The following is a 13889-nucleotide window of genomic DNA, read 5'->3' as shown; positions in this document are numbered from 1 at the left end:
GAGCCGATGGAATCGGCTCTTATTAAGTATTAGTGGAAGAAGTCGACTTGCTCTTTCAAGTTCCGAGCTTGTTGTTGCAGTTCAATGGCACTTTGCGAGGTTTTCGCGCTGGTGTCGCGGCTTTCTCGGTTTAGCTCACTGATAGAATGGGCATTTGCAGCAATTTCTTGGGATACTTGCGCTTGCTCTTCTGAGGTCGCAGCAATGGCGTCGGCTTGAGACGCTATCGACTGGACTTGTACTGCGATAGCTTCTAATGCTGTACCCGCGTCTTGTGCTTTGTCTAAGACCTGATTGGCACTGCGTTGGCTGTCGGTCATCATATTAACTGCATTATGAGTAGAGCCTTTTAGCTTCTCAATAATTTCAACTACATCCTGAACTGAGCTTTGTGTACGGTGTGCAAGTGTACGCACTTCATCTGCTACAACTGCGAAGCCACGACCTTGCTCACCTGCTCGTGCGGCTTCAATGGCTGCATTCAACGCAAGTAGGTTGGTTTGCTCTGCAATCTCATCAATCATCTTCGTGACGGTTTGAATACTCTCACTATCGCGATTGACTTGCTCGATAGCCGCTGCTGATTGATCCAATTGATCGTTGAGTTGAGCAACATCGATACATACGCCTTCTACAATCGCGAGACCAGATTGACTATCGGTATTTGCGGAGCGTACGTTTTCCGCAATACTTTCGACTTGTTGGGCAACCGATTGAGCAGAAGAGGCCATCTCTTCGATTGCTGTTACCACTTGTTCTACTTCTTCTTGTTGGCGGTCAGCTTGGGTTAAATTGCTATGGGCATCATTGGCAACGCTGTTGGAGTTGCTCTCTACTAAGTCGCTTGTGGAACGGATCTTACCAACAAGTTCATTGAGTTGACTTGCCATACTGGCGACACCCGTATTCAGGTTCGTAATTTCATTTTTTGATGCCTTACGAGACGATGGGACGTTCAAGCTGACCTCGCCGCCCGCCAAGCGAGTCATATAGGAGTTTAGAACGGTCAGAGGTTTTAAGCTGCGATTCAAGAAAAGTGTCAGTACAACAAAAGTAATGATTGCTGCTACCGAAGAAATGATGGCGATAAGTTTGAGTAGTGTATCACTGCCTTTGGTCACTTCTTTGATGAACGTACCACCCAGTAGTTTCCAGTTCCAGCCTGGTACTTCGGTAAACACTAAGTACTTTTCGCCGACTGTTGAGCCGAATTGGTAAGGGTAGAGAATTAATCCGCTCTTTTGTTCAAAAATTTTATGGAAAGGCTTATTACCCTCGTAGTCACGAACTTCTGTGATTGAAGGGTCGGTTGCACTTTTGGTCGGATGGAGTAGGTACTTACCAAGATTGTTGTCGTCGTTGTCGACAATGATGGTATAGCCAGTATCGCCCCATTTAATCTCTTCTAGCGCATCGAATAGCGTTTGTGTTGCTTGATCTACGGGTAAACCAATAAACGATAACCCTGCAACTTTTCCTGTTGCATCTTTAATTGGAGAGTAATAGGTAATGTAGCGTTCGCCGTACAACTTTATTTGAGCGTAATATGGCTGACCAGCTTTTAGTTGCTGATAACCTGGGTGGTCGAGACCTAGTGTGGTTCCCACTGCTCGTTGACCTTGAGGATCTTTTAGTGAGGTAGATACACGGATAAAGTCATCTCCCAAAGGCGCGAATAAAGTCGCGATAGCACCGGTATCACGTGTGAAGCTATCGACCAGCTTTGTGTCGTTAATTAAGCTTTCACTGTATTGAGTGATGTTTGGTATTTCGTGACCCATGAAATCAACGGTATAGTTTTCGACATAAACACCGGCAAGGTAGCCATTACGAAAAGTGGACTCGAGCACTTTAGCGGTATGCAGATAAGCATCGAATTGGCCAGCAATGGTTTTAGCCATCGACTCTACTTTAGATTGGTGCTCTTTAAGGGTGCTTTTCAATAGAACATCGGAAGCGTTACGGTAAACAAGCGCAGCAATACTGCTGAAAGCAATGAATAGACACAAAGTGATAACCAGCTTTAACTGGAATCCGACACTTTGATTTCGGTATCTCTCTAACATAGATCAGTTCCTGATATTTTTATTATTTATGAGTTTTGTATCGGCATGCTATCGGTTTATATGATCGAATTTTTTGATATTTATTAATGAAATAGTCAAAAGTGACTGATAACCAATAAGTTAGTTGAGAGAGGACCATCTAAGTGGGGCTTTTATTACAAAAAAGGCCGGGTATCCCCGACCTTTGAGCTGGTTACAACTACTGCACTGAAATTACAGTGACAAGTTCATGAGTCTCACCTGGCTGGAGCGTTTTACCTTGCTCGATACTTGGAGCGTGAACAGTAGACTCAACACACAGCATGGTTTGGTAACCATCGTCAGCCATATCTGCCATACCTTGTGCACCTTCTGCCCAAGGGTTCCAAAGTACCGCGGAGTTATGACCATGGTTTTCCACGCTTAATGTACGATTCAGTTCCGGATCTTTTACCAAAATTTTCGCTTCTGGTTGCGTGTAAACGCGATCAATGGTGTCAGTGAGTTGCAGAACATCACCACCTTGGCATACCGCATCAGCTTTCAAGCTATCAATGTACTCGGCACCCATGCCTGTCGTTTGTGCTTGCTTAATGTCTCCAACGTTTAGGTAAGTATGTAACGCGCCAGAGAAGGTCCAAGCTTCGTCATCGATGTTCATGACTTTGAGTGTCACTTTTAGCTCATCGCCAACTTCAACCACCAAACGAGCGTCAAACATATGTGGCCAAATATCGTGGATTTCTTCTGTCGGGAACAGAGCAAGTTCAACAATCACGCCGTTATCGTTCTCGCGATGTTCAACCAGCTCCCATTCAGCAGTACGTGCGAAACCATGAGCCGGTGCTGCAATACGGCCAAACCATGGCCAGCAAACGGGAATGCCGCCTCGCAGAGCTTTTTTCCCGTCGAAAATTGCCTTCTCGCTCATCCAAATCAAATCTTCATGACCAGCAGGAGTGAACGAAACAACGTGACCACCATGTAAGGAGATGCCTGCTGTCGCTTTCTCATGAATAACACGTACTACTTTGACCTGATCAATTTCAACGACAGTAACGTTATCAGATAACACGGTTAGAGCTGGGAGAGTTTTTAAATCCATGTGCTGTTTCCTATCATTGGGGAAAGTAGGGTTTCGACATCCGTCGCAAATACAATGCAACAGCGCCGAGGTATTCTCTCAAATTCCAGATACAAAAAAGGCGACTCTAGAGCCGCCTTTTCTTTAACGAAGTTATTCGCTAATTGCTAACTATCTAATTACTTAGAGATGTGAGCGATTAGGTCTAGAACTTTGTTTGAGTAACCGATTTCGTTGTCGTACCAAGATACAACTTTAACGAAGTTATCAGTTAGAGCGATACCAGCTTTAGCATCGAATACAGAAGTTTGAACTTCACCGATGAAGTCTTGAGATACTACTGCATCTTCAGTGTAACCTAGAACACCTTTTAGCTCGCCTTCAGAAGCTTCTTTCATTGCTGCACAGATAGCTTCGTAAGATGCGCCTTCTTTTAGGTTAACTGTTAGGTCAACTACAGAAACGTTAGCTGTTGGTACGCGGAAAGCCATACCAGTTAGTTTGCCGTTTAGTTCTGGAAGAACAACGCCTACAGCTTTAGCAGCACCAGTTGAAGATGGGATGATGTTTTGAGAAGCACCACGACCACCGCGCCAGTCTTTAGCAGAAGGACCGTCTACAGTTTTTTGAGTTGCTGTAGTAGCGTGAACTGTAGTCATAAGACCAGATTCGATACCGAACTTGTCGTTAAGAACTTTAGCGATAGGCGCTAGACAGTTAGTAGTACAAGAAGCGTTAGAAACGATGTCTTGACCAGCGTAAGTAGCGTGGTTAACGCCCATTACGAACATTGGAGTAGCGTCTTTTGAAGGACCAGTTAGAACAACTTTCTTCGCGCCAGCTTCGATGTGCTTACGTGCAGTCTCGTCAGTTAGGAAAAGACCTGTTGCTTCTGCAACAACGTCAACACCGATTTCGTCCCACTTAAGGTCCGCTGGGTTGCGCTCTGCAGTAACACGTACAGTTTTACCGTTAACGATTAGGTTACCGCCTTCAACTTCAACAGTACCGTTGAAACGGCCGTGAGTTGAGTCGTATTTAAGCATGTATGCCATGTAATCTACGTCGATAAGGTCGTTGATACCTACAACTTCGATGTCAGCACGCTCTTGCGCTGCACGGAATACGAAACGACCGATACGGCCAAAACCGTTAATACCTACTTTGATAGTCATTATAGTTGCTCCACAACTTAATTTCTGATTAAAGATAACTGGTAGTAAAATTACAGAATCCAGTAAACATCTGCAAGTGATAATCGGACTTAACTTGTTTAAAGTCAAAAAAAAGCGACGCTTTTTTTAACAATTCTTCGCAAATGTTCGTTTTTTAAACTTTTAACTGATTCTTCTGTAGTCCAGTTGGCGTAATATAACTGGTGAGATAAGTGCTCTTATCAAATTAATTACGCATGGTGTCCTGGTGAGAAAGTATGTGCTACAACTGTTAAGAGAAGCAAGTTTTTTGCTAAAAAAGTCAATACCAAAAACAGTAAAGAAGGAGCAGAAAGTCGTGGAACAAAACGGGAAAAAAGTGGCGAAGTCAGATGAGCAGTGGCGTGAGCAACTTTCTGAAGAAGAGTTTCGTGTCTGCCGAGAGCAAGGTACAGAACCGCCTTTCAGCGGTAAACTACTGCATAATAAAGAGACGGGTGTTTATGCTTGTACCTGTTGCAATGCCCCTCTCTTTGTCTCTGATAACAAGTATGACTCTGGCTGTGGTTGGCCAAGTTTTGATGCGCCCATCAATGATCAAGCGGTGCGCTATTTAGAAGATCTGAGTCACGGAATGGTACGTACAGAGATTCGTTGTGCCACATGTGATAGCCATCTAGGGCACGTTTTTGAAGATGGCCCACAGACCACGGGTGAGCGTTTTTGTGTTAATTCGGTGTCGTTAATTTTCAACAAATCAGAACAATAACGACAAAATTGTGCTCGATAGTGTTTTATCCTTTCAATACGATTTGTTGTAAGTAGAAAACAGAGTGTAGTTTGACCCAAAGAAAAACTCCCGCCAATTGCGGGAGTTCTTTCGTTTATATCTCTTTGGGTATCATTGTTGGAGAGTAGTTCCCTCTCTCTATGGCTTTTGCCACCGATTCAGCTAATTCATCTAGCAGCTGATATTGCTCTGCATGACTAAAATTAAACATACGCTTGAGCTGCTTTTCATCAGCAAGCGGGACGTCGAATCTTTTTGCAACCATTGCCCACAGATATGCGCGCTCTTTTTCCCCAAGCCCTTGATGAATGCTTGCCATTGATTTGAGAATGATCGGATTAAGGTTGTCTTCATCGGATAAAGACAACGCTTTATTCAGCAGTATTAACGTTTTCTTGGCATCTCGATTAGTATAGAAAGTAGCTAATGCATATTGCATCTCAGCAGTATTTAACTTGGGTGAGCCTTCCATTTGTAAAAATGCGCGACGAGCTTGGATGTCACCCGTTTGAGACCACAAAAAATACAAAGTAGCGGGGTCTTCTGAGCCTTTTAACTCGTTTACGATGCGTTCTAGCTCATCAATACTGTGTACCAAAGCGTTAAAACGCTGTCTCTTGAGAGCACTTTGATCAATAGGTGTGATCTGAGAGGCGAGTTCTAAGCATTTCCTATATTCAGCGACCAGACCGTATTCGATAATTTGACTGGCTTCTGATGGATGTTTCAGTTGCTCAAACCGATGCCATACTAAGTTTGTTCTGGGAACTCGACATTGCCCGTCATCCATATTGAGCTGTTTGCAGCGCAGCTCTGGTGTTTTTTGGCACAACTCTTCGGTTGTCACGTTACCTTCGAAACAGCCGGTTAGTGCGAGACTTGTGAGGCTGAGAAGTAACCAGTGTGTTCTTTTCATGGTTTTGCTTGTGATCCGTTACACCAATTCATTTTCGTATTCTTGACTCAGTTTCTTAACCCGTTATGTTCTGTAAATAGAATGTAATAAGAAGGTACATTATGGACGCAGAACAACTATTACAAGCGATGACTCCAGAAGTTTATGATCGCTTAGTCTATGCAGTAGAAACAGGAAGATGGCCTGAGGGTACAACACTTTCTAAAGAGCAGCGAGATTCGTGTATGCAAGCTGTGATGTTGTATCAATCAAAACATAATACTGATGCGCAGCATATGACGGTTGCGGCAGGTGGTGAAATCAGCTTTAAATCGAAGCAAGAACTTAAAAAACAATTTAGCGGAGAAGAGAGCGACATTGTTCGTGTCAATCCGAACATTGATTAAGTGTAACCTTTGATTTTACAGAGTGTCGTTTACTACTTTGACTTTAAAAGAAAAAAGCCCAATCTCTATTGGGCTTTTTAGATCGTAGTAAGCTTGAATTTACAGGCTCATCTCACCCCGCAGTACTTGCTGCATTCTCTCTTTCACTTCTTCGTAAGAAAGGTTTTGGCTTAGAAGGTAATGCAGTTTTGCTAGTGCCGCTTCTGGCGTCATGTCAAAGCCGCTGATAACTCCAGAGTCTGCCAGTGCACAACCCGTGGCGTAGCCGCCCATATTCACCTTACCTGCCAAACATTGAGTTAGGTTCACGACAATAACGCCGCGCTCAGAGGCTTCTTTTAGGTGGCCCAGCAGCTCAGGGTTTTGAGGCGCGTTGCCCACACCAAAAGTCAGAAGAATCATCGCATTCACGGGCTGACGAAGCGTGTTTCGGATAACTTCGTGTGAAATGCCTGGATACATGGTGATCACACCGATTGGTTGTGGTGTGATGTTGTGAACCTTAAATTCACCTTCTGGTTGTGCACCAACGGTTACGCTGTTGCTTACTTGAATATTGATCCCGGCTTCCAGTAGTGGAGGAAGGTTTGGTGAAGTAAAGGCATTAAAACCGTCCGCATGAGATTTTGTGCTGCGGTTACCACGCATCAACTGATTATTGAAGAACAAAGTAACTTCGTTGATCGGGTAGTTTGCGGCAATATGCAGAGCATTCAATAGGTTTGCTTGACCGTCAGAACGCAGCTCTGCAAGAGGGATCTGTGAACCCGTAACAATCACTGGCTTGCCAAGGTTTTCAAGCATGAAAGACAATGCAGATGCTGTGTATGCCATGGTGTCAGTACCATGTAGGATGACGAAACCATCGTATTTGTCATAGTTGTCACGAATATCATCCGCAATCTGCTGCCAGTCGGCAGGCGTCATATCTGATGAGTCAATCAGAGGATCGTATTCGTGGATAGTGTAATCCGGCATTTCAGGACGGTGAAACTCTGGCATGCTTGCTAGTTGCTTTTCCATAAAGCCAGCAACAGGCACATAGCCGTGATCCGATTTTTGCATTCCGATGGTGCCACCGGTGTAAGCGATGTAGATGTGTTTTCTAGTCATCGTTTTTTCTTTCATGTAGGGGAACAGAGGCGGGGATTATATACCTAAATAACCTTGAGATGCGAGGCTATGCGCACAGCATCAGAAAGTCATCTGAGGAGATGTTGAGCGTAATAAAAAGGGCACCTCAAGTAGAGATACCCTTTGTGATATTAATGAAAAAGCTACTGCACTTGGCAGTTCAAACAAAATGCGTATTGACCTTTAGGATCGTTAAAGCTTTGTAGCAAGCTTGCGTCTTGTTCGAACTGTTGAGCTACGGGTTGAAGACTTTTTGGTAGCAAGCTGGTTGCATCAATACCTAGAGAGACTTTCACCTGTTTCATGAACTCTTGTAAAAATAGTTCAGTAGGAGAAAGCGGTTCTTCTACCCAGTAAATGCCGTAATCGGTCACGTTCGCCAGTTTCGCCGCTAGCTCCACAGCATCGTCAAAGTCACCCATTTGGTCAACAAGACCAAAGGATAGTGCGTCTTGTCCTGTCCAAACTCGACCTTGAGCGACGTTGTCGACTTCCTCTAGAGACATATCGCGATTCTCGCCAACTAGAGAAATAAAGCGCTTGTAACCGTGCTCGATACCTAATTGGAACACTTGAGATGCGCCGTCAGAAAGGCCAGTGGTAATACCGTCACCAGAGAACGGCGATGTGCCAACGCCATCAGTATTAATGCCTAACTTACTAAAGCCTTTTTCAAACGTGGTGATGACGCTAAAGATACCAATGGAACCCGTCAGGGTTGTTGGCTGAGCAACGATCTTGTCTGCGCTCATTGAAATCCAATAACCACCAGAGGCAGCCAAACTCGACATGGATACAACAACTGGCTTGCCTGCTTGTTTTAGTGCTTCTACTTCGTTGCGAATCACCTCAGAGGCAAAGGCACTACCCCCAGGGCTATCTACTCGCAACACGACCGCTTTCACCTTTTCATCATTGCGTGCTTGACGCAACAAGCTTGCGACGGTATCACCACCGACAGTACCACGAGGTTGTTGACCATCCATAATCGCGCCACTTGCTAGAACAACGGCGATATCGTGCTGAGGTAGTGTGTAATCAGGGCGAATCGTGGCGAGGTAGTCGTAGTAACCAATCGCGTTGTAGCTGTCTTTGCCGTCACTACCAAACTGCTTTGCAAATAGAGTGCGAATGTCTTGGCGTGTCGCGAGTTCATCAACCAAGCCCAGTTTAACCGCTAGCTGAGCAAGATCACCGTCCACTGACTTCATTTCGTCAATCAGCTCATCCATGGTTGGGTTAAGCACTTTCGCATCAATATTTCGGTTTGTCGTTACGTCATCAACAAAAGCACTCCACAATTGAGTAACCCAGCGTGTTGCAGACTCTTTCGCCGCATCGGACATGTCATCACGAATAAACGGTTCGATAGCGGATTTATAAGTACCTACGCGAAAAACATGAGTAGAAACGTCAAGCTTTTCAAGTAACGTTTTGTAGTACATTGAATAGGCACTGTAACCTTTAATCAATACACCACCATCAGGTGCCAGGTAAACTTTATCAGCGTAACTTGCCAAGTAATATTGGCTTTGGTTGTAGAAATCACCTACGGCGTAAACGGGTTTACCTGACGCTTTAAATTCGTTCAACGCTTTCGCGATGTAACGTAATTTCGTGAGATTTGTTTCTGGCATGTCTCGCAGTGCTAGCACTAATCCAGACACTTTAGGATCGTCTTTCGCATAGCGAATAGTATCAACGATATCGAAAAGGACGTTTTCTTTCGGTAACTCATTACCCAAAAGGGAACCAGCAAAAGAGTCCATTGGGTTTACATAACGTCTTTGTTCGACAATCGGACCTGAAAGATTCATCACCAATGCCGACTCTTTTTCGACGACGGGTTGACCGTCTCCGGTATAAGTAAAAGCAAAGTAGAAAACGGCAATCATCAGCAAGAAGATCAGGTTTGCCAGTGCGAGTCTGATAAAGGTGATGCTCTTCCATATCCCTTTAAATATCAAACCAATAAATTTGAAGAGTTTTTTCATCTTGTCTCCATAACGAGATAGTTACGCCGAGTCTAACAAAGTATGGGTTCTTATCTCTAAGATCTCAAAAGATAACATTTTTTTAGCTTATCACGACCACTCAACAATTGGCATATTTTAACGCGAGATTGATCGGTGTTACAAAAATGTAAACGCTTGTTTGATTTTTTGGTTGAGCGGGCTTAATCTGGTCAGACCATGATAATAACAATGGATGTTAAGTGATGTCTGCCATGTACCCAAACCTATTAAAGCCACTGGATCTCGGTTTTACACAATTACGAAACCGAGTCCTGATGGGATCAATGCACACGGGCTTAGAAGAGCACAAAGAAGGATTACAGAAGCTCGCCGCTTTCTATGAAGAACGCGTGAAAGGCGGTGTTGGACTGATTGTAACCGGAGGTTTTTCTCCTAACTTACGCGGTCGTTTGCACCCATTGAGTGCTGAGTTCAGCAAGCCAAAGCATGCCAAGGCCCACAAAGTTGTGACAGAAGCGGTGCACAAGCACGGTGGCAAAATTGCCCTACAAATTCTCCATGCTGGGCGTTATGCCATGCATCCATTCTCGCAAAGTGCGTCTGGCATTAAAGCGCCAATTGCAAAGTTTGCTCCGAGTGAAATGAGCGACCGCCAGATTAAGAAAACCATTGATGCCTTTGCGAACAGCGCTGAGTTAGCCCAGCTTGCTGGTTATGATGGCGTCGAGTTAATGGGCTCGGAAGGTTACCTGATAAACCAATTCTTATGTAAGCGCACGAACATGCGTTACGACGAATGGGGTGGCAGTTACAAAAAACGTATGCGTTTTCCGCTAGAAATTGTCAAAGCGGTTCGTAAGGCGGTGGGCGACAAGTTCATCATCATTTTCCGTCTCTCTATGCTGGATCTTGTCGAGCAGGGCAGCACATTTGAAGACGTTATCGAATTGGCGAAAGCGCTTGAAGAGGCTGGCGTCACGATTATTAACACTGGCATTGGTTGGCACGAGGCTCGAATTCCGACCATTGCGACTCAAGTACCACGCGGTGCGTTTACGTGGGTTACGGAAAAAGTTAAACCTCACGTTTCGGTTCCTATCATCACTTGTAACCGAATAAATACGCCAGACGAAGCAGAACGTATTCTATCTTCTGGGCATGCCGATATGGTTTCGATGGCGCGCCCATTCTTGGCTGATCCTTACTTTGTTGCTAAAGCCGAACAGGAAAAAGCGCAGCTTATCAATACGTGTATTGGTTGTAATCAGGCGTGTCTAGATAACGTGTTTAAAGGTAAGCGCGCCAGTTGCTTAGTGAATCCACTTGCGTGCTATGAAACCGAAATTGTTGTTGAACCAGCCTTTAAGAAGAAAAACATTGCCGTTGTCGGAGCAGGTCCGGCGGGCTTGGCTTGTGCGACTACACTGGCTGAACGTGGCCATAAGGTTGATTTGTTCGAAAAGAACGACCGCATCGGCGGTCAGTTCCGTCTTGCGATGCAGATCCCTGGTAAGGAGGAGTTTCGAGAGACGATACGATATTTCGCTAACCGTATTGATGAAACAGGCGTGAATCTGCACTTATCGACGGAAGCGAACTATGACTTACTCACAGAATACGATGAGATAGTGATGGCATCGGGTGTCGAGCCACGTAAAGTCAATATTGATGGAATTGAGAACCCAGAAAAAGTCGTCGACTATCAAACACTCATTCGAGACAAAACGCCAGTCGGTGAGAAAGTGGCTATCGTTGGTGCAGGTGGTATTGGCGTAGATGTCGCGACCATGCTCACTGAGCCGGTTGGACAAACGTTGGATGACTGGTTGCATGAATGGGGAATAGACAAAGAGATGTCTCAACCGGGTGGTTTATACCCTTACCCTGATGCGGTCAGCGATAAAGAAGTCTGGGTGCTTCAGCGTCGTAAAGGTCGTGTAGGTAAAGGTCCGGGTAAAACGACAGGTTGGATCCATAAACGTACACTTGAAAAACGGGGCGTACATTTAGTCGGTGGCGTGTCTTACGATAAAATTGATGCTCAAGGTTTGCACATTCATGTAGATGGAAAAGAACAATTATTGAACGCGGACAAAGTCGTCATTTGTGCGGGGCAAGAGTCTGTTCGTCCATTTGAAGATAAATGGTCTGAACTCGGAGAGAAGATTCATATCATTGGCGGAGCTGATCATGCGGGTGAACTTGATGCTGTGCGTGCGATTCGTCAAGGTGTTAAATTGGCGGTAAAACTCTAGCTTTTTAATGTGTGTTTGCCATGAAAGCTGCGCTTTGAGCGCAGCTTTTTTGTATAGAACTAGTCACTGATATCTGGCAGTTGTTTGGCCATTACCACGCCAGCAAGAGTAATAAAAGAGAACACTAACACCACAGCTGAAAGGCTCAAAAAGTTCGACATAACACCAAGAGAACTCATTAGAAGCAGCATTATCCCAACCACCGTGTTACTCACGGCTACATAGCTTGTCCGTTTGTCACCTTCTGCGATATCAACTAAGTAGGTTTTTCGTCCGACTCGTATTCCGTCGTGGGCAATGCACACACAAAAGTAGAGCAGAGGAATCACGAATAGGAAGCTTTGGCTAGCAGTGACCCACGTATCGTAAACAAATAAAACAACGCCAAGTAGCGCGCTCATCGTTGCGCCGATGACCATAACACTGCGGCTAGATCGATCGGACATTCTTCCCCAGAAAGGACCTGACACAAAGGAGGCTAAGCCACTCGCAAACATAAAGAGAGCTAGCACCCAGAGCTGTCCACCCAGAGATTGCTGTGCCAGCACAACGTAGTACGGTGCACTCAGCGCAGAACATAAAAATAGTGTCCGCGTGATAACGAATCGACGAAAGGTCACGTCTGTCTTAAGTAACGCGAGTTGTTTAAATGCTTCGAGGACGCCATTTCGACCACCGTCTACCTCACCGGCATACTCATTAATTCGCGCATAGACTAATGCCGCGATGAGCCATATGACGCCCGCTAAGCCTAAACTCAGACCGTAAAAGCGCTCTGTCGGCTCTACGTCCCATAACCAGGCTAGTGCCAGAAGGCTCGCGAAAAGCAGCGTAACCAGGCCAGCAGCGCTTGAAGACCAGCCGTTAACTTGACCTCGTTGGTTTTTAGGGATGGTTTTGCCCAATACATCTTTTGATGCGACGGAATTTAAACCGCGTGAGAGGCTGAAGATCATAAGACATGCAATCACACCATAACCCGCAGCTGCTCCTGTTAGAGTTAATGCGACCAATCCGATTGCAAATATGGAAAGAGCCTGCAAGATGCTGCCAATTACCCAGACCCATTTTCTTACTGGAATGCGTCGGATGTAGTGCGCGATGCTAAGTTGTGGGATAAGGGATCCTGACTCACGAATAGGAACCAGCCAACCAATTAAGTAAACCGGTGCCCCAAGACTTTGTAGTATCCACGGCAACGTGACTTTAGGGTTGATTAACGCATCGCCGACCTTCGTTAAAAACTGAGCAAGAATGATTTTAAGAAAGTTGCCGGGAACTTGATGACAAGCTGATTCAGGAATCGCCTTACAGGCACGGGCATCTTCGTCATTAACGATCTTTTCGTAAATGCTGTTTTGTTTATCCTTGTTCATCAACCTGCCTATGTTCAACTTATTCATTTCGCGAATAAATTAACATTAAATCCAGCTTGATGTTAAGTGAAGCACGTTATCAAGCCCACAGAAAACCGGTTGTTATTCGTAGGAAGAGATTGTGCTAAAGTAGCGTAAACAAAATAACAACGATATTCGATAAGGACTCTTTCATGGACGCTCTCGATCTTTTGCTCAATCGCCGATCTATCGCGAAGTTATCTGCGCCTGCACCAGAAGGTAAAGCGCTTGAGAACATCATTCGTGCAGGCCTTCGTGCGCCTGACCATGCGGGATTAACCCCTTGGCGTTTCGTTATCGCACAGGGCGATGGTTTGAAAAAACTGTCAGATATCTTGATAAAAGCGGCAGAAGCTGAAAATAGTGATGAAGCGGTGGTCGAAAAGGTGAAAAATGCGCCATTTCGTGCGCCAATGGTGATCACGGTGATTGCTAAAGTAACGGAACATGAGAAAGTGCCTGCACTAGAGCAACACTTATCTGCTGGATGTGCAGTACAGTCCATGCAGATGGCAGCCGTAGCGCAAGGCTTTCAAGGGTTTTGGCGCTCAGGTAAGTGGATGTTCCATCCAGAAGTTCATCAAGCGTTTGGTTTAGAAGGTGACGATGAGATTGTTGGTTTCTTGTACCTAGGTACGCCTGGTTGCACACCGATGAAAGTTCCTGAGCGTGACCTTTCTCAGTTTGTTGAATTTCTATAACTGAAAACTTAAACAAACTTGACTGTTTATTTATACAGTTTTTCTTGATTT

Annotated in this window: 11 protein-coding genes; 4 read left to right on the top strand and 7 right to left on the bottom strand. The window is 45.0% G+C overall.

Annotated features, from left to right (window positions below):
* Positions 1-29 precede the first annotated feature (29 nt).
* From L3V27_RS16685 to gap, 3 genes are all read right to left on the bottom strand, one after another.
* Positions 30-2066, bottom strand: coding sequence for a methyl-accepting chemotaxis protein (locus L3V27_RS16685; RefSeq protein WP_237312359.1), 2037 nt, complete (start codon positions 2064-2066; stop codon positions 30-32).
* Positions 2067-2265: 199 nt separating this feature from the next.
* Positions 2266-3150, bottom strand: coding sequence for a D-hexose-6-phosphate mutarotase (locus L3V27_RS16680; protein WP_012841555.1), 885 nt, complete (start codon positions 3148-3150; stop codon positions 2266-2268).
* Between the two features lie 158 nt (positions 3151-3308).
* Complete coding sequence (gene gap, locus L3V27_RS16675; RefSeq protein ID WP_012841556.1) at positions 3309-4304, bottom strand: type I glyceraldehyde-3-phosphate dehydrogenase; 996 nt, start codon at positions 4302-4304, stop codon at positions 3309-3311.
* A gap of 337 nt (positions 4305-4641) precedes the next feature.
* Between gap and msrB the strand changes: the two genes are divergently transcribed.
* On the top strand, positions 4642-5052 hold the full coding sequence (msrB, locus tag L3V27_RS16670; protein ID WP_005396508.1) for a peptide-methionine (R)-S-oxide reductase MsrB: 411 nt from the start codon (positions 4642-4644) through the stop codon (positions 5050-5052).
* 115 nt (positions 5053-5167) lie between these two features.
* Here the strand turns inward: msrB and L3V27_RS16665 are convergent, their stop codons facing one another.
* Entirely contained in the window at positions 5168-5989 is an 822-nt protein-coding gene (locus L3V27_RS16665) for a DUF2989 domain-containing protein (RefSeq protein ID WP_237312357.1), read from the bottom strand.
* 101 nt (positions 5990-6090) lie between these two features.
* On the opposite strand from L3V27_RS16665, the gene L3V27_RS16660 reads away from it, so the two are divergent.
* Entirely contained in the window at positions 6091-6375 is a 285-nt protein-coding gene (locus L3V27_RS16660; protein WP_005380700.1) for a DUF1315 family protein, read from the top strand.
* Positions 6376-6474: 99 nt separating this feature from the next.
* Here the strand turns inward: L3V27_RS16660 and ansA are convergent, their stop codons facing one another.
* Together ansA and sppA are read right to left on the bottom strand one after the other, a co-directional pair.
* The gene (gene ansA, locus L3V27_RS16655) at positions 6475-7488 is read right to left on the bottom strand and encodes an asparaginase (RefSeq protein ID WP_046874512.1); all 1014 of its coding nucleotides are present in this window, start codon (positions 7486-7488) and stop codon (positions 6475-6477) included.
* 164 nt (positions 7489-7652) lie between these two features.
* Complete coding sequence (gene sppA, locus L3V27_RS16650) at positions 7653-9503, bottom strand: signal peptide peptidase SppA (protein WP_012841560.1); 1851 nt, start codon at positions 9501-9503, stop codon at positions 7653-7655.
* Between the two features lie 224 nt (positions 9504-9727).
* Here sppA and L3V27_RS16645 point away from each other — a divergent pair, with 224 nt between their 5' ends.
* Complete coding sequence (locus L3V27_RS16645; RefSeq protein ID WP_171058478.1) at positions 9728-11740, top strand: NADPH-dependent 2,4-dienoyl-CoA reductase; 2013 nt, start codon at positions 9728-9730, stop codon at positions 11738-11740.
* Between the two features lie 59 nt (positions 11741-11799).
* Here the strand turns inward: L3V27_RS16645 and L3V27_RS16640 are convergent, their stop codons facing one another.
* Positions 11800-13116, bottom strand: a complete 1317-nt coding sequence (locus tag L3V27_RS16640; RefSeq protein ID WP_065645047.1) for an MFS transporter — start codon at positions 13114-13116, stop codon at positions 11800-11802.
* Positions 13117-13289: 173 nt separating this feature from the next.
* Between L3V27_RS16640 and L3V27_RS16635 the strand changes: the two genes are divergently transcribed.
* A complete protein-coding gene (locus tag L3V27_RS16635) occupies positions 13290-13838 on the top strand; it encodes an NAD(P)H nitroreductase (RefSeq protein WP_152811848.1) in 549 nt (182 codons plus the stop codon).
* Positions 13839-13889: the final 51 nt, after the last annotated feature.

The sequence above is a fragment of the Vibrio sp. J2-3(2022) genome (assembly GCF_021725735.1).
GTDB lineage: Bacteria > Pseudomonadota > Gammaproteobacteria > Enterobacterales > Vibrionaceae > Vibrio > Vibrio diabolicus.
The sequence above is the reverse complement of the archived record's forward strand: the minus strand, read 5'-3'. Positions and strand labels throughout refer to the sequence as shown.

Bases quoted from the DNA above. Each gene is read 5' to 3' on its own strand.
- L3V27_RS16665 (WP_237312357.1), bottom strand. From the start codon at position 5,989: ATGAAAAGAACACACTGGTTACTTCTCAGCCTCACAAGTCTCGCACTA.
- L3V27_RS16635 (WP_152811848.1), top strand. From the start codon at position 13,290: ATGGACGCTCTCGATCTTTTGCTCAATCGCCGATCTATCGCGAAGTTA.
- L3V27_RS16640 (WP_065645047.1), bottom strand. From the start codon at position 13,116: ATGAACAAGGATAAACAAAACAGCATTTACGAAAAGATCGTTAATGAC.
- L3V27_RS16660 (WP_005380700.1), top strand. From the start codon at position 6,091: ATGGACGCAGAACAACTATTACAAGCGATGACTCCAGAAGTTTATGAT.
- L3V27_RS16645 (WP_171058478.1), top strand. From the start codon at position 9,728: ATGTCTGCCATGTACCCAAACCTATTAAAGCCACTGGATCTCGGTTTT.
- sppA (WP_012841560.1), bottom strand. From the start codon at position 9,503: ATGAAAAAACTCTTCAAATTTATTGGTTTGATATTTAAAGGGATATGG.
- L3V27_RS16685 (WP_237312359.1), bottom strand. From the start codon at position 2,066: ATGTTAGAGAGATACCGAAATCAAAGTGTCGGATTCCAGTTAAAGCTG.
- ansA (WP_046874512.1), bottom strand. From the start codon at position 7,488: ATGACTAGAAAACACATCTACATCGCTTACACCGGTGGCACCATCGGA.
- gap (WP_012841556.1), bottom strand. From the start codon at position 4,304: ATGACTATCAAAGTAGGTATTAACGGTTTTGGCCGTATCGGTCGTTTC.
- L3V27_RS16680 (WP_012841555.1), bottom strand. From the start codon at position 3,150: ATGGATTTAAAAACTCTCCCAGCTCTAACCGTGTTATCTGATAACGTT.